Below are 18,097 nucleotides of genomic sequence, written 5' to 3'. Positions count from 1 at the left end.
CTTTTATACGGCAATCACACCGCTATTTCTTCTCCGTACAGGCAGCTAGTCCCCTTCTACTGTTCAGTCCTACATAAAAATATGAAAACCGTGCTGCTCAGCAAACTGGGCGGCACGGTTTTTTTTGAAGTTTCTTACTTAGACGGTGTATTAAGTCCAACAATCCATTCAGCCAGATCCTGTGTCTGTTTCAACAAGGCGATAGGGTCCCGGAACCAGGATTGTTCTTCCGTCCATATGTACACTTTTCCATTTTTGATAGCAGGCAATGAACCCCATATTGGATCTGCCTGAAGCTCTTTCAACTGAGAGTTACTGGTCAGCACAATGTAATCTCCGGCATATTTCGAGAGCAGTTCTATGGAGAATTCATGATAGGCGCCCTGCATCAACTCGGATGGAATGTTCTTCGGTGCTTGCAATCCAAGCAATTCGTAGATGTTACGTCCTCCCCGGCCCGACTGATTACCAAAAATGAAGACTTGGCGATCATATTCCTGCATAACGGAGAATGTAGCGTCAGCTGGAACTACGCTCTGCACCTCCTGCTTGATTTTGGCAATCTCCTCATCGAAATCAGCCAGCCACTTCTCTGCTTCCGCTTCTCTGCCAAGGACTTTACCGAAATAGTTTACTTCGTCCTTCAGTGTTGGGAAAGTGATGGATGCGATCGAAACGGTTGGAGCAATCTTGCTGTATTTCTCATAAGCCGCCTTGTCCGGATTCAATGTAATAATGAGATCCGGCTCCAGCTCCATCAATTGTTCAACGGAATCCCCTATCGTTTCAAGACCATCCATGTGACCTTCCAGATAAGGACTGTTCATTAGAAATTGGCCTCCACCTATCGGTTTGACACCAAGAGCAAGCACTGTTCCCAGATAATCAATGGCAGCGACTCGCTCCGGATGTGCAGGAATTTCTACCTCACCAAAGGTCGTATTCACCATTTGGGTTTCCACGACTGCCGGTTGTTCGGGTTCAGCCGCAACTTCGGATATTTCTGCCCCCTGCTGGGCTGTTCCACAAGCACTCAATGTGAGTACAAGCGCAAGCGACATAATCGCTGATTTAAAATGGTTAAACATGTTGATTTCCTCATCTCCCTCATATTGATAATGATTATCATCATCAATTAAAGGATAACGTTCCTTTCTCTCTGTTACAATGGATTCATTTGTTGCATTTAATGTACTTTTCGAAACAGTTTTCGAGTCTGCCTGCTGTTTCATCCGATATTGTCCCGGTGTGATCCCGGTCTCTTTTTTGAATATACGATTGAAATAGAACGGGTCCATATAGCCCACATACGCAGCAATCTCCTGTAATGAAGCTTCCGTCGATGTAAGCAGATTCCTTGCCTCACCCATTCGTAACCGAATCACATATTCTGTCGGTGTACATCCCGTCTGTTCCTTGAATTTGCGTGATAAATATTGCGGACTGTAACTCAAAGACTGGGCAAGCGAATCAAGCGAGATCGCTTCCCGGTAATGAGCTTTGATATATCGCAAAACCTGATCGGTAAGTGAAGGCTGCTGAACTTCGTTTAGCATGCGATTCCGCTGTAACAATACAAGCTGTACCAGTTGAAAGAAGAACACTTTGACCTGAATTTTGCCCACTTGCTCCTGCCCTGACCAGCATTCATGTATATTCCGCACAAGCTCACGTAGCTCAAGTGCATGATCCGGCGCTGTCGCCCAGGACTCTTCAAACGGATTACGCTGGTTCAGCATCATTCGGTACTCCACCAGCACATTGGAGGGTAACGTTGATTTGTATAAAATCAGATGTACCTCCGTAGCCCCGGTCGCTTCAAGTGTCAGGCGTCTTCCTTTGCCCCCGTGTAGCAACAAGAACTGGCTTGTAGACCACACCTCTTCATCCAGCCACACTTGCCCCTTGCCTTGAACATACACAAATGCACTGGTCGGTAACACATAATTGCGCATGAACTCGTTTGTTGCCAGTGATATAAGACGGACATCAAGCACACGAACCTGAACCTGATCCCACAGCTTGATGTCATTCTGAATTCCCATATAGACTCCCTTTCCTAAGCGATCAAACATGCACAATACTCTGGCATTGTGACTAAAAAACCGCCTATAATTGATAATGATTATCAATTATAACAATGTTGAATCTATCTTTGAAGCCCACTTCTGATTTGGTTTAGTTTGTTTGGGTGCTCCAAAATAAAAACGGTTGAAATCCCTCATAGAGAGATCTCAACCATTCTAATGTTAAGCCTTATTATAGTTTGATAAAGTCAGCCATGGAACGAACTTGAATGAGTCCTGTATTGGAAACCGCATCGGCAGATTGCAGCCCTTCTCTGGAAGTGAACTGCACTTTCACCGGAATACCTGGAATGAGGTCGAAGAAGTTGTCCGAGAATACGCCTTCCGCTTCGGAGGAAATCCATACCTGTTTGGCAAGCACATCACTTTCCAGTTGAAGATATTTGCCATCATTTTCAGTAACCTCAGTTACTTTAATTTGTACAGGCTGCAATGCAAGATCTTTGGATGGTGCAAAATAATGCTCCTGCACAATGTCAGCTGCTCCATTCTGCTTCATATCCAGGCGCAACAGCGTTGTTGCTGCGTCATGTCCTTCGAGCCATTCAGCCTGGCTCAGGGACAATACCTGTTGACCCGAGTTGGAAGCCACTGTTACTTCATGCTCTTCTGCACGGTACACCGTGCCATCGAATCCAATCAGTCGTACCTGCAATTGACCCTTCACTGGCTCAAGCTGATCCGAGATGACATAAATATCCGTTGTATCTTCCTTGGTTCCGTCTACGGATACCAATACATCACTGAAGCTGCGTTTCGCATAATACTGCAATGCTTTCCAGCGACCAAGGTAGTCCATACCGGCCCATGAAGCCACCGGCCAACAGTCATTCATTTGCCAGTAAAGCGTGCCCATACAGAATGGTTTGCGGCGACGGTGCGCTTCAATTGCTGTCTTCATCGCTTCCGCCTGAAGCACCTGACTCATGTATAGGAACGATGGAAAGTCCTTCGATTCATGCATGTACATATCCATGTACTGTTTGATCAGACGATTACCTGCCCCGTTCTTCTGATGCGCAAGCATGACTTCCGATTCCAGAGCCAGATCCTCTTCTTCTGCATAAGTCCGAACTGACTTGTACTCCGGGAAAGACTGGAATCCGTATTCACTCATGAAACGACCTACATGCACGTTATAGTTTTCAAACGGTTCTACATTGTGCCACACACCCCAGTAGTGAATATCGCCTTCGGCCGTGGACGGGTGAGCATGCTGCTTCTCATCCCCTGACAGTGATACAAGCGGTGAAGAAGGCCAGTAATCTACACCTGGAGCATACGCTTCAACCACTTCTGGCAGCAGATCATGGAAGATGGCTTCGTAATCGGCCCAGATGCTTTCACGCTGTTCGACAGTAAATTCCTTCTTCCAGCCCCAGCCACCATTCTCAACATAGTGAGCCCAAGCCGAATCAATCTCGTTGTTCCCACACCAGAGTGCAATACTTGGATGGTTGCGTAGACGTTTTACATTATCGATGGCTTCATGTCTCACACTATTCAGGAACGCTTCGTCTCCCGGGTACATGCTACATGCAAACATGAAGTCTTGCCATACCAGGATACCGTATTCATCACACAGTTCATAGAAGTCATCTTGCTCATAGATCCCGCCACCCCACACACGGAGCATGTTCATATTGGACTCGGCAGCAGATACAATCTCATGTCGATAACGTTCACGAGTAATTTCGGTGATGAAACTATCATTCGGAATATGGTTGGCCCCTTTGGCAAAGACCGCAACACCGTTTAGTTCAAAGTAAAAGGATGCTCCCGCTGCATCTTTCTCACGTACCAAGCGAATGGAACGAAGTCCTGTCTTCACTGTAGATTCAGCCACAGCTCGCTCACCTTGAAGCACTTCTGCAAGGAAGGTGTACATGTGCGGATCACCGAGTCCACGGCTCCACCATAATTTCGGTTCATTAATGGAGATTGGAATTTCCACCGTCTGAACTCCGGGCTGAAGTGATACGGACCTTTCCCATCTCTGACCATCTGCGCCGATACGAATGACCGTATCTACCGCTTGTGATGTCTCGACTTCCACAACAGCCGTTAATGAAGCTGAGGTAGCGCTCACTTCATTTGGCTGGATATACACATCATTGATTCGTACCTGTGTCCAACCTTCAAGACGTGCTTCACGCCAGATCCCACTAGTTACAAAGCGCGGACCCCAGTCCCAGCCATAGTGATATGGAGCTTTACGTGCAAAAATACTTACTCTCTTATCGCCAAGTCCGCCGACATCGGACTGATCATTGGATGCTGGCAATGCATAGCCGAGCTTCTCCAGCTTCGGCAGATCTTCCTGAATCGGAGACCGAAAACGTATTCGGAGAATGTTGCCGTTCCCCTTCAATACGGTCTTCACATCTGCCTTCCATACCCGAAACATATTATCTGCTGATAACACATGCACATCATTCACATACACATCCGCATATGTATCCAGACCATCAAACACCAGTTCCAGATGTTCCTGCGAGAACAACCCTTCAGCCACATCAAATTCCGTCTGATATTCCCAATCTATCTTATCAATCCATTGTACTTCCTTCTCGTTCGTTCCATAAAAAGGATCTGGAATCTTGCCCAGCTTCAGCAAATCTGTATGCACACAGCCTGGCACCTGAGCCGGCATCCACTCTTGATCTTCGCAAGCCTTGAACGTCCAATTCTGAAAAACATGTGATTGTATTGTGCTCATGACAGCCTCCATTGTTGTTAGAGTTGTTAACCAATATTCTGTTAGGTTTTGTTAGCATAAAAATAAATAACTTACAAAACAAAATTAACACGATATGCTTCTCGTCGTCAATCTGTTTTGTGATTTAATTTGTTAAATGGTTTCTACATATCAAAAAGACATGAAGCTCCAACCTCTCCATGTCTCTCATCTGAGTTTATTTACCTGTATGTCGTCGTTAAAATGATCCAATACGTGCATACCTCATTACTGTATACTGGCGTTATATTCATCTCGAATAATCAATTCCGAATAGATCAGCTTGCGTTCATAAGGTTCATCCAGATGTTCGATTCGCCACAACAGCTGATCTACCGCTCTCGTGCCCAGGTTCTCTTTGTTAATATGCACCGAAGCGAGAATAGGCTCATCTGTCTGCGTATTGTCAAACCCGGTTACGGCACAGCGTTCAGGGACCTGGATACCTCGGCTTCGAAGTGCCTGAAGGACAATAACAGCCGTATGATCATTCGCACATACGATCACTTCAGGGATATCCTCAAGCTTCATTTCAGCAATAGATCTCCGGATCTGCTCATACTCTGGTCCCAGTAAATCTTCTTGTTGCTCCCCCTGCAACTGCTTCTCTTCCAGCACCGTACGATATGCAAGCCAGCGTTCTCGAAAGCTTGCTGCATCAGGGAGTTGCCCGGCAAACTGGAACCTTCTGTACCCTTTTCCTACGAGCATGAGAACCAATTCTTTCATACATTTCATATTGTCCGTAAAAACCGAGTCTGCGTATACAGCAGGGTCTTCATGGTCCACCATCACAAGCGGAATACGCAGCCTGTATATCTCCAGCAATACCGATGTTGAGATCGTGCCCACGGTAATGACTCCACTGATCGCCTCTGGATTAAGAACCGAGAACATCCGATCTGAAGAGGGTTCCGTTAACGTTAAAATATCCATCCCCTTCTCATTCAGCCTATCCGAAATGCCATCGAACACAGGCCCCCAGTACAAGGAAGATCGATTCTGAGAACGAATGTTAGGAAACAAAATCAATACAGTGCCTTGCCGCTCCGCTTCTGGTTTCATCTCTGCTGACATCGGTGTCTCCCCCGGATAACGCTTCGGTTCGGTTCTGAAATACCCGAGCTGCCCCGCCGTTCTGACAATCATCTCGCGTGTATGTTCACTTACACCAGGCTTGCCCGTCAACGCACGCGAGACTGCGAATTTGGACACCCCCGCAGCATCCGCAATTTGCTGCATCGTTACTCTTTTGGCCATCCTACTCACCCGTTTTTCCTGATTTTCCATTCAGTGTAGCATAAAAAACAAAATTCAACAAAACAAGGTTAGGTTATTCTGATTTTGTTAGGTAGTCATTTATCTGTTACACAAGGTATTCGACATAACAAAAAAGACCCTCTCCTCACCTTCCATAGAAGATGACGAAAGGACCCTTGTCCCTTACTTATATGCCCGGTGCTCCCTGATCGCCAAGTTCCGACTGTAAAGCCGGACGTTTTCTACGCCAGAAGATAGGCTGTGGAAGTTTGATCTCTGTAATCAGAACACCGACCAACATCAGCGCTGCTCCGACATATCCTTGCAACGTTAGCGACTCCCCTTGAAAGGTAAATGCAAAAGCTGCTGCAAACAGTGGTTCGAGTGAAAAAATTAGACTCGTTCTCGTGGGTGAAGCATGACGCTGCGCGAGCGTCTGCAAAATATACCCCAATCCGCTACACAACACACCTAACCCGAGAATGGCTGCCCAAGATTCAGCCGTATCGGGCATACGTGGCGTTTCCAGCATGAATGTAGCCGCTATTCCCCACATCGCCGCAACACCTAATTGCACCGTTCCCAATGTTAGCGGATCATGCTTCGGTGTGTACTTGCCAGCAATCATTATATAGATCGCATACACGAGTGCTGCAAGAATGCACAGAATATCTCCCGTGTGCAGACTCAGCTCATGTTGAAGCGTCAGCAGCCCAAGCCCGGTAACGGCAACCAGGATACTGAGCGTCAATCGTTTGTCCGGCATACGACGATGCTGGATTGTCGTCAGGATGGGTACAAAAATAACCGCCAAACTTATCAGAAATCCCGCTTGGGATGTCGTTGTTCGTTGCACACCGTAGGTGATGAATACAAATGCAGCGAATAAAGCTGTCCCCATAATGGCGCCTGCCACAAGTGTTCTACGATCCATGTTAAACAACCGCCGATGAAAAAGAAGCCCTGCCGCAATAAAAGCAATTCCGAAACGAAATGCGACCAGATTCAATTCTTGCATGGACTCCAGGCCCGATTTCATAAACAGATAGGATGATCCCCATATGACCGTTGCGAGCAGCATCTGTATGTCCGCTCTTCTTGTTGCCTGACCTTGATTTACCTGTACACCATTCATCTTGCTTCAACCTTCATTCTATGTATTCTGATCTGTGAGATCGTGCGTCAAACTAACTCACCTTGGCAAGTATAAACGATCTCTTTGCATTATAAAAATGAATATTTATAATAGATTATATGAAACAAATTCATGCATTTGAAATCGGAAGGAACGGAACCATTCATGTCACTGATCAAATACGAAATTTTGAATACCGTTGTCGAATATGGCAGTCTTACCAAAGCAGCAGAAGCGCTGAATATCACCCAATCCGCAGTCAGCCATGCCATCGCCAGTCTGGAGACAGAATGTGGTTTCTCACTGCTCCATCGCGGCCGCTCCGGTGTACGGGTTACGGCTGAAGGTGAACGCATTCTGGGATATACCCGTGAGATTCTACGCTGGACGGAACTGATGAACCAGGAAATCTCCCTCATTCGCGGCGCGGAGATTGGTACTGTGCGTATTGGTACATTCGCCAGTGTATCCACACAGTGGCTGCCTGGTATTCTGAAACAATTTCGCCTGCGTCACCCAGGAATTGAGATCAAACTGTGGGAAGGCGATTATGCTGAGATTGAAGGCTGGCTGGCCGGAGGCGCCATCGATCTCGGATTTCTGTCCCTCGGCGATTCATCGCCTTTTGAGACCATCCCATTGCAAAAAGACAGGATGATGTGCATCCTGCCTCTGGATCATCCTCTCGCCTCAGAGGAGTCTGTTTCATTTGATATTCTACTGGAGCAACCCTTTATTCTGCCTAAATGGGGCGGAGATAACGAGATTGAACGACTGATCCGGCAGCATGCAGCCAAGCTCAATGTCGTCTATGAAGTAGCCGAAGATCAAGCCATCATGGCGATGGTCCGCAACGGCCTCGGCATCAGTCTACTTCCGGAAATGGTACTTCAAAATCATACCGATTCGCTTGCGCTCGTGCCACTCACTGGAGATCCTTATCGTACGATTGGCATGGCCTGCCCATCTTTGGGCAATCTATCGCCAGCTACGCGGCGCTTCATTGAAGAGGTGCGACAGTGGCTTGCCCTAGCCATGTAAATTGGGAGATCGGACTAATTGTGTCGTTATGATCGATTTCTCCTATCCGTTACTCACGTTACTCACAAATTGTATAACACCGAGGGTCAGCAGCAGAACAGATATAACCGCAATCGTGATGCCAAAACCAATCAGAAAGCGCACGCCAGGTGAGCGTTTGTTCTGCTGACTGCCTCCCAGATTATCCAATTTCCGCTCAATTTGATCCAATCTTTCATTTACCTGTTTCAGTTCTTGATTGGAGTTCATTCATCCATCTCCCTTTTCGGTGTATTGGATCTATTCCCACACCCGATCCAGCTGATCTGCGTAGAAACGGATCGCTCGGTTATAGTCATGGATTCTCTTGTCACTTGATGTATCGGCGAGTTGCACGAGTAGTCTTTGCATCGCCTCTGCATGTTCACCCAGATTGTAGAGCACCATGGCATAGAATACCTCAAATTCCCGGTACGTCGGGAACTCTTTCATGCCCGTTTCAAACCAAGCCTTGGCCTGCTCATACTGTCCAAGCGTACGATATGTACTGCCCAGTCCGAGTATCGCGCCTGCCCTGTCCTCACCAGAAAGCCCAAGACTTAGTGCCTTCTCATAATGCGGGACAGCTTCCCGCTCCAATCCAAGCGAATCATGTGCCCAAGCCAGCTGATACCAGACATTCGCATTCTCGGGTTCCTGCATCGTTATTTCTTGCAGAAGCTCAATCGCTTCATGCACCTTGCCTTCTTGTCTCCATCGCACAGCCTGTTCCAAATTACTCATGGTGTCACTTCCCATCTTGCATTATAATTCCCACATATATGATTCAATTGTTTTATTATACCAAAAAAACACACCAGAGAATATGTTGTAACAACCCAAGGTTGTCAACGCTATTCCATAGTGTGCTTTTTCATTCGATGCAGCTTGTTATAAAAAATGGACTAAAGCATATTTCCACTGGACACTTCGATGACAGAACAACCTTCCGATCGCTGTTATCCCCGGATTTTTCGAATCATTTTAACAAAGGTGAAAATCCGGGGATAAGCGTATGCTTTCGATGCAGCTTTCTTTCAGAAAGCTTTTAGGCGAACGCTTTCGCTTCTTCAGGTTCTTTCTGTCCTCTCCGTTTTGTGTAAATGTTTAGTTCAATTTATATAGCATAAGCTGAAATCTCTCTGAAAACGATCTGTTCATCGTCTAATTATGACCATACCGTATTCGCGACCATGACAATAAATACGAGCATGAGATAGTTCACCGAGATCAGAAAGTTCACTTTTGCCCACTTCTCATCATCCTGTGTCTTCAGTCCGCTAAGTGTATGCACGAACCAGATGAGTCCACCGATCAGAGATACAATCAGAAATACCAGACCAACATAGTCGTAGTAATACAACAGGAATACGGCAGGAAGCAGCAGAAAAACATAAGGAATCATCTGAAGCTTGGTGCGTTTTACCCCTTTTACCACAGGCAACAACGGGAACCCGGCAGCACGATACTCCTCCACCCGGCGAATACCCAATGACCAGAAGTGTGGTGGTTGCCACAGGAACAAAAGCGCAAAAAGCAACCAGGCACCTGCATCAATTTCATTTGTTACAGCCGTATAACCGATGACAGGCGGCATCGCTCCTGCAATTCCACCCAGTGACGTGCTCCACGTCGAACTGCGTTTCAACCACATCGTGTATATCACGATGTAAGCGAACCATCCGAGTAAAGCCATCCAACCTGATAACGGATTCACCAGAAGATACAGCACTGCTAGTCCCACAACACCGAGGATAATGCCATAGCCAAGTACAAACCCTGGCTTCAGATGGTTGATGTAATCCATCCTTTTTTTGGTGCGCTCCATCTTTTGGTCCAATTCACGATCCCAATAATTGTTGATCACACAAGCTGAAGCAATAACCAAAGTTGATCCAATCACGACCATGAGCAGAGATAACCAGTTGATATCCCATTTTGAAGCTACCCAAAATCCTACCGCCACCGCAAACACATTCAGCCTTAGAAGTCCGGGTTTGGTTAATGCAATCATGTCTTTAAGCATGAGGCTCCTCCTGAACTATGTAAAAACGCCATTCCAATAATGATACATGTACCTACCATTAATTACAATCGCTTTCATGAATTTGTCATAACCAAAAAGCATCCCTCACCGTTCCAATGAACAGGAGGAATGCTTGACTGATCAATTTCATCTCATTTTATGGGATGTATTGTTGCACAATTTTAGTGACTTTTCCGTCCTGCACCGTCAGATGATACGGGAATACGGACAGATCAAGAATACGGGTATTCTCATACAACGTTTCAAACTTGGATAATGTCACAGGTTCATTCCACTGAATGTCTGCGCCCTGCATCGTACCATCCCGATCATACAACTGCATCAATACTTCAGCATTGGCACTAACTTCAACCTGTTCCTGCTCTTTGCTGTCATTAACAATATAGTAACCATCTGGAGCACCATCTATACCGGCTTCCGGATTACGCTGTGCAAAAACCACATCGGCTTCTTCACCTTGATACCAGCCAATCTTGTCCACTGTCATATACAACTTGCCATTCTCTTGGTGCAAGCCTTCCACATAGGCTGTAAACATCTCGGAGTTTGCAGCTTGAGCTTCTTTCGCAGAAGGTTGTTGCGCGTCCGTACTACCTTGAGCATTCGCAGGGGTAAGCAAATATGTAGTCAGCACAATCATACCAAGTAAAGCAACAACTGCACCGATCATTCGTAGTTTCCATTGTTTTGCCGCGTTCTTCATAGGTTACATCTCTCCTTAATATGAACGTTACTATTCCTTAACCGGAAGTCTTGCTTCTCAAACGCTCATGTGAACTATCGATTCCAACGTTCTTTCTTTTCTCATCATACTTGCAATAGGAACTGTAAAAGTATCAGCCAGATTAAAAATAGTTACAATGCGCGTCATCACTTCTGTCTATCGTCTTCATGAACGGCAAAGAACCCTGAAGGCATCACCATTCAGGGGTTCTTTACTTGCTAATCTTAATGATTGGGTGTGGAGCTTTGTGCCAAACGAACGAGCATATGAGCCAGCATGTGGCGTTCATCTTCCTTGCCGACATTCCAGAGCTCCTGAAGCAGTTTTTCTTCACGATTACGAGGTTCTTCCCGATCTGCCAGATAATCTGCTACTTTTTCGGCGATTTTAGCCATCTGTTCCTCGCTGAGTCCAATGGATTCTCCCATGGCGATTCGCTTACCCAGGTATGCTTTGAATGCATCAAAGTTCTGTAAAATCTGTTCTCTTTCTTCCGGTGCAATCTTCTCAATTGCATTGTCCACCTTGTCAGTAGAAACTTGGCCATCTTTATGGATGACATGATTTTGTTCACTCATCTGAATAACCTCCTTGAAAGTAATCGTTCATTGGATTCATGAAACATGTGTAACAATAACCGGTTATCTATAATATAAACGGCTTGACCAAGATTAATCAGTCCATTTCTATCCTGTAAGTGTCCTGATCTTCGAGCATCACGTTTCAAATGAGTTCCAGTGGTTAATCGTTTACATATACGTAATGGTGTTTGGATATGTTAAGAAACACCTGAACATTACGGAACAAGGAGGGATTTCCCATGAGCGACAAAGCCAAACATGAGAAAACAAATGATGAACTTGAACCAGGCGTGAACACGGTTATCCACCCAGACAAGCAGAATCCCGGGCCAACCGATATGATTGAAGGTGTCGTTGGCGATATCGTAGAAAACATTCGCAAAGATTTCTCACATGATTCGAAGGACAAGACGCCTTCTTCCAAGTCAACGGATTCATCAGACAAATAAACGTAATCCTCTTCTCCCTAGCAAAAGATAGCTCAAAAAGTCCTCCTGCCATAGCATGGCTTGGGAGGACTTTTTGGTAATGAAAATTAAATAATCAACCTCATATTAGGAGGTGAATTTCAAAGTGAATCCTTTGTCATCTGCTGTAACGCCTTATGAATCCAGATCGCGGCAATGGAACCCTCACCCATCGCAACCGTTGCTTGCTCTGCATGTAAACCCAGATCCCCGGCAATCCATACATTCGTCGCTGCCTGTAAGCTGCGCGGATCGGCTTCTACATGTTTATTATCTGCGATTACAGCTCCCAGCTGCTCTGCCAATTCATAGTGCACCCGATTGCCTCCAAAAGCGATAAAACCACGCTCCGACTCAAAGATCTGTCCATCTTCGGTCAGAACACCAGTGATATGTCCATCCTCAATCTGTTGCACTTCCTGAACCGCTGCTTCCAGATAACGAACGCCCGCCTCTTTCATGCTACGATGAAGCTCTGCAGATATGGGGGCCTGCTCATGATTGATATATAACAGATCATTCGTACGTTGAATTAAAATCATCGCCATATTGGCACCTGCTTCACCAGATCCCAACAGAACTGTACGTTGATCCTGGATCTCATAGCCGTCGCAATCAGGGCAGACATAGACTGTTCGGCCAAGCGTAGGGGTTAATCCTGGAATGTCCGGAACTCTATCTGAAAGCCCCGTTGCTAATAGCACGGTTTTACTTCTATATTCAGATCCTGAAGTACCGAATAATTGAATCTGCTCACCCTGACGGCCCGCTTTAACGATACGGTCTTTCTCAAAAGATACACCGGTTCGTTCTGCCTGCAACCTGCCTCGGGCACGGAGTTCTTCACCGGACACCCCATCGGGGAACCCAAGAATATTATGATACGTCCGACACAACGTCGATCTACCCTCTCCCGCATCGATCACCAACACCTGATGGGCCGAATAACGTCCAAGCTGAATGGCTGCCTGAAGCCCTGCGAGCCCTCCACCTACGATTATGCAATCAACCTCTCGCATGCTCCTTCTCCTCCTGAACTATATACATTGAAACTAAAGAATATTTACACTGATCACTCCGATGACAGAACAACCTTCCGATCGCTGTTATCCCCAGATTTTTTGAATACCTTTTGCAAAGGGTAAATCCGGGGATAAGCGTATGCTTTCGATGCAGCTTTCTTTCAGAAAGCTTTTAGGCGCACGCTTCGCTTCTTCAGGCTCTTTCTGTCCTCTCCGTTTTGTGTAACTGTTTAGCTCAATATATATATATTTGTCCTTATATACATTAAACCGTTCAGTCAAACTTAACGCGTCCTCTTATTGCTTATCTTATACCAAAATAAACAGACCCAAACCATCCGCTGGAATCACGGTTCGTTTGAGTCTATCAGATTCATGAATATTTAGAAGTTATATGATTCAAATCGTGATGCATTCGAAATGGCGTTCCATACATCGGCTGTTTCGCCGCCCATATACCAGTATGCCAGTCCAGCAATCTGCCGTTGCTCACTCATCAACACTTTAGCTGATAACGAACGGCTTTCCTCTGCCCATATATATCTTGGCATACCGTTACTGTTGTACCCAATAATATATTGAACCAGACTCGCATCCCATCGTCTTACAGATCCCGTGGCATGTGCACGCGTTCCCTGTTCTGCCAGTGTAATGTCCCAGGAGCTAGCTGCCGGATTGACTGAAGACCAGTCTCGTGTATATAGCGGCAAGGCCAAAATCGTTTTGGCACGTACTACTTCAGAGAGCATAGTATCCAATGCCTTTTCCACCCATGGAAGAGACGCCACTGATCCTGCTTTCGGATCACCGTTCCAGTGTTCCTCGTATCCCATCAGCACCATATAATCCGATACAGCACCCAGTTTGGCATAATCAAATGCATCCGTCCAATCTGTACCGAGGTCTGGTGATACATCCACAGACACTACTGCACCCAGTGCGTGCAACGTAGCCGTCAAGGAGGTGACAAATGCCGTTAACCCTTCACGATCCGCTGGATCAACATTCTCGAAGTCCACATTAATGCCGTCCAGTTTATAAGTTTTGACATAAGCGGCTACCTGTGAGATCACTGCCGCTCGGTTGACCGAACTGGATAACATCTGATGGGTGAGTGCCGAATCTGAACGATTCCCAAGCAATGGCCATAGCTGCCTGTCTGTGGCGGATGCCCAGGAGATCAATGCCGGGTCGGCGTGATCTGTTACTTTCATACTGCTGTTCAGGAAAAACCAGCGCGGGACCAGCGTATTCACTTCAGACTGCTCCACTTGCTTCTTGAATTCAGCTGTAGTGGAGTTATATTGCCACCCCAGCTGAACGCCGAGCTCATCCCCACGTTGTAACTGCTCAGACCATGTTTTCTTTTGTAAAATGGCATCGAGCATTACGGCTGCTTCTTCGCGAGTTACCTGATCATGTGGTCGGAACACGCCCCCGCTTCCCTTCATCAGTCCAAGCTGATATACCGTCTGCACATAAGGGCGTGCCCAGTCCGAGATATCATCTGCGTCAAAATAGGTTGAAGACAAGAGTGATGTCTCTACGGGTTGTTGTTTTAACATTCGAACAAGTAAAGCAGCCGCTTCTTCACGCGTAATGGAAGCATTAGGCTGGAACGTTCCCTGACCCTTACCCTCCAAAATAAAAAGATTCGTCATGGCGGCAACGTTACCGTAATACCAAGCATTCATGCTTATATCCTGATAGGGATTAATATTATTTTTAACCGGCTTCAAACCTAGCAATCTCACCGCAAATGTCGCAAATTCTGCACGAGTAACGGCTTTCTTCGGTTCAAACGTAGTCTCTGACGTACCGGCAGCAATGCCTTTGTCCACCAAATGTGTAATGGCATCCTTGGCATAACTGGTACGCGTATCCTGAAACTGTTGCTGTACGCTTGCAGCCTGAACGGGAGAACTGTATCCAGCCACCGATCCAAGAGCTAATATCCCGCATAAAGCCATTTTCCATAAACGTTGGTTCGTTATGTCTTTTAATCTATTATTCACATCAAAAAGCCTCGCTTCATTGGATTACGATCAACTATCATCGTATCAAATTGAAGCGAGGCCGTATGTGGTTAAATGTTGGGAAATGCGAAGCTTACTTAAATCAATTTCATAACTCATTAAAATGAATTTATGTAACTAGATATAGACAAATTGAAACATTTTGATCTATATCTAGCCTTGATTGAAGCAGCTAAAGGTATTATGAAATTGATTTATTTGTGTACTTTTACGCGCTCTTCAATTGGTTGGAATTCTTTCTCACCTGGTGTTGCTGTTGGTTTACCAAATGGCATCTGAGCGATCAATCTCCAGTTCTCAGGAATGTTCCATTCTTGTTTAACCTTCTCGTCAATCAATGGGTTGTAGTGCTGCAAAGATGCACCCAGACCTTCTTGTTCCAAAGCAGTCCAGATTACCAGTTGCAACATACCGTTGGATTGGTTAGCCCAGATCGGAAAGTTATCTGCATAAGCTGCAAAATTTTGTTGAAGCTGTGCGATCACATTGTTGTCCTCGAAGAAGAGAACCGTACCATAGCCACTGCGGAATCCGGTCATTTTCTCAGCTGTGGATTTGAAGGCTTCTTCATTACCTACCACTTCACGCAAAATTTCTTCTGTGTGATTCCACAATTTATCATGTTGTTCACCGAGCAATACAACGGCACGAGATGTTTGTGAGTTAAAGGAAGTTGGTGTATATTTCACCGCTTCTTCTACGATTTCCTGGATTTTAGCATCCGAAATTGTAGATTCCTTGCTGATTCCGTAATAAGATCTTCTGTTTTTTAATGCGTCAAAAAAAGTAGTCATTATTATTCGCCTCCCAAAATTGTTTTTCATTTGCCAACATAGTAACTATAATATAGTAACATACATTAGTCAACAAACTATTTTATTTTCACTAAATATACATTCACCGAAAAATACTTCAACCTAATTGCGCAAAACAGCAATTGGAATTATCCTTCGCTCGCCTTTTTGCGATAATCCGCCCGGTATTTCTCTTCGGTAGACGAGTTGCTTTTCGTCTGATCTTTATTCTTCTCTTCCTGAGCCTCCATATTCAGATCTTCCATCGGAATTGGATCTACAGTCTGTTCTTCTTCATGTCGGTCAAGCAAACTTTCTTGCTCCGTCTCATATTGTTCGGGATTGTCATGGGATCGTTCCTGACGGGTATCGCTGTTATTCTGATCCGGTGTGCGCTCTTTCATTCATGATCGCCTCCTCTGGTTTCATTACCCTTTCTTTACCTGTTCTGCCTGTCCTCTAAACAAGGTGATGTGCATTTCCTGAAAGAAAATCAACAAAAAAAGCCAACCAGACAAGCTGGTCAGCTCACAGAAGACTTCTATGTTTGGCGATGCAATTGGGAACGATACAGATCAGGCGAACATCCGACACTTTGTTTGAACATCCGGCTAAAATGCGAAAGGCGTTTGAAACCGGACAATCGACTCGCTTCTGTCACGGTGATTTCCGGCTGGAACTGAAACAACAGCTTCGCCTGATTGATGCGACGGTCATACAGATATTTGAATATCGTCAGCCCTGTCATTTCCTTGAACATGCCTGCCAGATATGGCTTCGACAGATGTAATTCCAGTGCCAAATCATCCAGACCAATATCCTTCATATAGTGCGTATCCACATAACGGATAATGTGCTGTATATGCCGCTCCCTCTCCGATGAAGGAAGGTGTTCTTCCACATTGCCCTGGCAGATCTCTGCTACAAAATACAACAGATCACACAACCGCACATTCATGCGCTCCTGTCTGTAACTGGTCTGACTTTGAGACAGTCGATGAAGATCATGCAATAGCGCTTCGAATTCAGAGCGGGTCTCTCCTGTCAGATTGACTCGGCAATTTCTGAGTTCTTCAAATGGCTTCAGTACTTCAACCATGCGGTCCGGATGCAGGTTGCTGCGAATGGCAGACGGATCAAAATGCAGTGTGCTTCGCTCATAAGCACTGCCGGGTTTCGGATGCGGTCGATGAAGAGTCAAGCCATGCATCAGCACCAGATCACCCGGCTCCAGGTTGTATACCCGGTCTCCTATGATATAGGTACATTCTCCAGCATGAAAATAATAAATCTCATAGTGTGGATGTGAATGGAATCCATCTGACTTGCCCGGGTTATACGTACTGGTGGAACGGTAGCTATACTCCAGTGGAGCACTAAATTGCATCATACTCGGCACATTCATGCACCTCCTGTTCGGGAGAGGGAAATGACTCGGTCATGCCCCTATAGGATATATGAAAGTGAAATTATAGAAGCTGTTTAATACTTTCTTGAATCTCGTCGATGGAGTCGATCGGTTCGAAGCGTCTGACCACCCGACCCTCTGCATCAATGAGGAATTTCGTGAAATTCCATTTGATCGCATCTCCATGTAACCATTCTGGTGCTTTATCGGCCACCATCAATTTTAATAGTTTAGCCTGTATATCTGTCTCATCAAAGCCAGCAAAAGGACCTGATCTTTTCAAAAAGTCGTAGAGTGGGTGTGCCGCCTCTCCATTCACATCCAGTTTGGAGAACATCGGAAATTTCACACCATAGTTAATCTGACAGAAGGATTCTGCTTCCGAACTGCTTCCTGGCTCCTGCTCTGCAAACTGGTTGCACGGGAAACCAATAATCTGAAGCCCTTGATCCTTGTACTGGTCATACAGTTTCTGCATGTCATCGAACTGGTGCGTATATTTACATTTACTTGCCGTGTTTACGATGAGCACAGGCTTTCCTTCATATTGATAGAGTGGGAAACGCTCTCCACTGGTTCTGGTTACGGTAAAGTCATAGATGGTTGGCATAAGTCTAGTGCACCTCGCGATAGTTATGTAGTCATATAGAATCATATGATTTTATATTATATACGAAGTTTGAACTATTGTATTGGGGAAAGAATTGATCGTTCAGATTAGACTCAGAGATTTTCAAAAT

Annotated in this window: 17 protein-coding genes; 2 read left to right on the top strand and 15 right to left on the bottom strand. The window is 45.6% G+C overall.

Annotation, left to right across the window (positions count from 1 at the left end; translation table 11 throughout):
* Window positions 1-134: 134 nt before the first annotated feature.
* The 4 genes from PAHA3_RS06465 to PAHA3_RS06450 form a co-directional block, all read right to left on the bottom strand.
* On the bottom strand, window positions 135-2,045 hold the full coding sequence (locus PAHA3_RS06465) for an AraC family transcriptional regulator (protein WP_062833978.1): 1,911 nt from the start codon (window positions 2,043-2,045) through the stop codon (window positions 135-137).
* Window positions 2,046-2,259: 214 nt separating this feature from the next.
* Window positions 2,260-4,806, bottom strand: a complete 2,547-nt coding sequence (locus PAHA3_RS06460) for a beta-mannosidase (protein WP_062833977.1) — start codon at window positions 4,804-4,806, stop codon at window positions 2,260-2,262.
* A 246-nt stretch (window positions 4,807-5,052) separates the two neighbouring features.
* On the bottom strand, window positions 5,053-6,084 hold the full coding sequence (locus PAHA3_RS06455) for a LacI family DNA-binding transcriptional regulator (RefSeq protein ID WP_062833976.1): 1,032 nt from the start codon (window positions 6,082-6,084) through the stop codon (window positions 5,053-5,055).
* Window positions 6,085-6,271: 187 nt separating this feature from the next.
* Window positions 6,272-7,219 (bottom strand): DMT family transporter, encoded by a 948-nt coding sequence (locus PAHA3_RS06450; RefSeq protein WP_062833975.1) that lies wholly within the window; start codon window positions 7,217-7,219, stop codon window positions 6,272-6,274.
* A gap of 132 nt (window positions 7,220-7,351) precedes the next feature.
* Between PAHA3_RS06450 and PAHA3_RS06445 the strand changes: the two genes are divergently transcribed.
* Window positions 7,352-8,260, top strand: coding sequence for a LysR family transcriptional regulator (locus PAHA3_RS06445; RefSeq protein WP_371327901.1), 909 nt, complete (start codon window positions 7,352-7,354; stop codon window positions 8,258-8,260).
* Between the two features lie 42 nt (window positions 8,261-8,302).
* Here the strand turns inward: PAHA3_RS06445 and PAHA3_RS06440 are convergent, their stop codons facing one another.
* The 5 genes from PAHA3_RS06440 to PAHA3_RS06420 form a co-directional block, all read right to left on the bottom strand.
* Window positions 8,303-8,509 carry a hypothetical protein gene (locus PAHA3_RS06440; RefSeq protein WP_062833974.1) on the bottom strand — a complete coding sequence of 69 codons (207 nt, stop codon included), beginning with the start codon at window positions 8,507-8,509 and terminating at the stop codon, window positions 8,303-8,305.
* Window positions 8,510-8,539: 30 nt separating this feature from the next.
* Window positions 8,540-9,022 (bottom strand): tetratricopeptide repeat protein, encoded by a 483-nt coding sequence (locus PAHA3_RS06435; protein ID WP_062833973.1) that lies wholly within the window; start codon window positions 9,020-9,022, stop codon window positions 8,540-8,542.
* 424 nt (window positions 9,023-9,446) lie between these two features.
* Window positions 9,447-10,304, bottom strand: a complete 858-nt coding sequence (gene cyoE, locus PAHA3_RS06430; protein WP_062833972.1) for a heme o synthase — start codon at window positions 10,302-10,304, stop codon at window positions 9,447-9,449.
* A 157-nt stretch (window positions 10,305-10,461) separates the two neighbouring features.
* Window positions 10,462-11,028, bottom strand: coding sequence for a hypothetical protein (locus PAHA3_RS06425; protein ID WP_062833971.1), 567 nt, complete (start codon window positions 11,026-11,028; stop codon window positions 10,462-10,464).
* A 245-nt stretch (window positions 11,029-11,273) separates the two neighbouring features.
* Complete coding sequence (locus PAHA3_RS06420) at window positions 11,274-11,627, bottom strand: DUF3243 domain-containing protein (RefSeq protein WP_062833970.1); 354 nt, start codon at window positions 11,625-11,627, stop codon at window positions 11,274-11,276.
* 242 nt (window positions 11,628-11,869) lie between these two features.
* Between PAHA3_RS06420 and PAHA3_RS06415 the strand changes: the two genes are divergently transcribed.
* Window positions 11,870-12,079 (top strand): hypothetical protein, encoded by a 210-nt coding sequence (locus tag PAHA3_RS06415; RefSeq protein ID WP_062833969.1) that lies wholly within the window; start codon window positions 11,870-11,872, stop codon window positions 12,077-12,079.
* Window positions 12,080-12,198: 119 nt separating this feature from the next.
* Here the strand turns inward: PAHA3_RS06415 and PAHA3_RS06410 are convergent, their stop codons facing one another.
* The 6 genes from PAHA3_RS06410 to PAHA3_RS06380 all read right to left on the bottom strand — a co-directional run bounded on the left by PAHA3_RS06410 (window position 12,199) and on the right by PAHA3_RS06380 (window position 17,967).
* Window positions 12,199-13,116 carry an NAD(P)/FAD-dependent oxidoreductase gene (locus PAHA3_RS06410; protein WP_062833968.1) on the bottom strand — a complete coding sequence of 306 codons (918 nt, stop codon included), beginning with the start codon at window positions 13,114-13,116 and terminating at the stop codon, window positions 12,199-12,201.
* A gap of 386 nt (window positions 13,117-13,502) precedes the next feature.
* Window positions 13,503-15,134 (bottom strand): S-layer homology domain-containing protein, encoded by a 1,632-nt coding sequence (locus PAHA3_RS06400; RefSeq protein ID WP_235599376.1) that lies wholly within the window; start codon window positions 15,132-15,134, stop codon window positions 13,503-13,505.
* A 215-nt stretch (window positions 15,135-15,349) separates the two neighbouring features.
* Window positions 15,350-15,949 (bottom strand): nitroreductase family protein, encoded by a 600-nt coding sequence (locus PAHA3_RS06395; RefSeq protein WP_062833966.1) that lies wholly within the window; start codon window positions 15,947-15,949, stop codon window positions 15,350-15,352.
* Window positions 15,950-16,098: 149 nt separating this feature from the next.
* The gene (locus tag PAHA3_RS06390) at window positions 16,099-16,353 is read right to left on the bottom strand and encodes a hypothetical protein (protein ID WP_062833965.1); all 255 of its coding nucleotides are present in this window, start codon (window positions 16,351-16,353) and stop codon (window positions 16,099-16,101) included.
* A 137-nt stretch (window positions 16,354-16,490) separates the two neighbouring features.
* On the bottom strand, window positions 16,491-17,354 hold the full coding sequence (locus PAHA3_RS06385) for an AraC family transcriptional regulator (RefSeq protein WP_235599375.1): 864 nt from the start codon (window positions 17,352-17,354) through the stop codon (window positions 16,491-16,493).
* A gap of 64 nt (window positions 17,355-17,418) precedes the next feature.
* Window positions 17,419-17,967 (bottom strand): glutathione peroxidase, encoded by a 549-nt coding sequence (locus PAHA3_RS06380; RefSeq protein WP_062833964.1) that lies wholly within the window; start codon window positions 17,965-17,967, stop codon window positions 17,419-17,421.
* Window positions 17,968-18,097 lie beyond the last annotated feature (130 nt).

This window comes from Paenibacillus amylolyticus (genome assembly GCF_001570725.1).
Taxonomy (GTDB): Bacteria; Bacillota; Bacilli; order Paenibacillales; family Paenibacillaceae; genus Paenibacillus; species Paenibacillus amylolyticus_A.
This window is presented reverse-complemented; position numbering and strand designations above follow the sequence as displayed.

Coding starts and splice junctions, on each gene's coding strand:
- PAHA3_RS06465 (WP_062833978.1), bottom strand. CDS start 2,045: ATGGGAATTCAGAATGACATCAAGCTGTGGGATCAGGTTCAGGTTCGT.
- PAHA3_RS06460 (WP_062833977.1), bottom strand. CDS start 4,806: ATGAGCACAATACAATCACATGTTTTTCAGAATTGGACGTTCAAGGCT.
- PAHA3_RS06455 (WP_062833976.1), bottom strand. CDS start 6,084: ATGGCCAAAAGAGTAACGATGCAGCAAATTGCGGATGCTGCGGGGGTG.
- PAHA3_RS06450 (WP_062833975.1), bottom strand. CDS start 7,219: ATGAATGGTGTACAGGTAAATCAAGGTCAGGCAACAAGAAGAGCGGAC.
- PAHA3_RS06445 (WP_371327901.1), top strand. CDS start 7,352: ATGCATTTGAAATCGGAAGGAACGGAACCATTCATGTCACTGATCAAA.
- PAHA3_RS06440 (WP_062833974.1), bottom strand. CDS start 8,509: ATGAACTCCAATCAAGAACTGAAACAGGTAAATGAAAGATTGGATCAA.
- PAHA3_RS06435 (WP_062833973.1), bottom strand. CDS start 9,022: ATGAGTAATTTGGAACAGGCTGTGCGATGGAGACAAGAAGGCAAGGTG.
- cyoE (WP_062833972.1), bottom strand. CDS start 10,304: ATGCTTAAAGACATGATTGCATTAACCAAACCCGGACTTCTAAGGCTG.
- PAHA3_RS06425 (WP_062833971.1), bottom strand. CDS start 11,028: ATGAAGAACGCGGCAAAACAATGGAAACTACGAATGATCGGTGCAGTT.
- PAHA3_RS06420 (WP_062833970.1), bottom strand. CDS start 11,627: ATGAGTGAACAAAATCATGTCATCCATAAAGATGGCCAAGTTTCTACT.
- PAHA3_RS06415 (WP_062833969.1), top strand. CDS start 11,870: ATGAGCGACAAAGCCAAACATGAGAAAACAAATGATGAACTTGAACCA.
- PAHA3_RS06410 (WP_062833968.1), bottom strand. CDS start 13,116: ATGCGAGAGGTTGATTGCATAATCGTAGGTGGAGGGCTCGCAGGGCTT.
- PAHA3_RS06395 (WP_062833966.1), bottom strand. CDS start 15,949: ATGACTACTTTTTTTGACGCATTAAAAAACAGAAGATCTTATTACGGA.
- PAHA3_RS06390 (WP_062833965.1), bottom strand. CDS start 16,353: ATGAAAGAGCGCACACCGGATCAGAATAACAGCGATACCCGTCAGGAA.
- PAHA3_RS06385 (WP_235599375.1), bottom strand. CDS start 17,354: ATGAATGTGCCGAGTATGATGCAATTTAGTGCTCCACTGGAGTATAGC.
- PAHA3_RS06380 (WP_062833964.1), bottom strand. CDS start 17,967: ATGCCAACCATCTATGACTTTACCGTAACCAGAACCAGTGGAGAGCGT.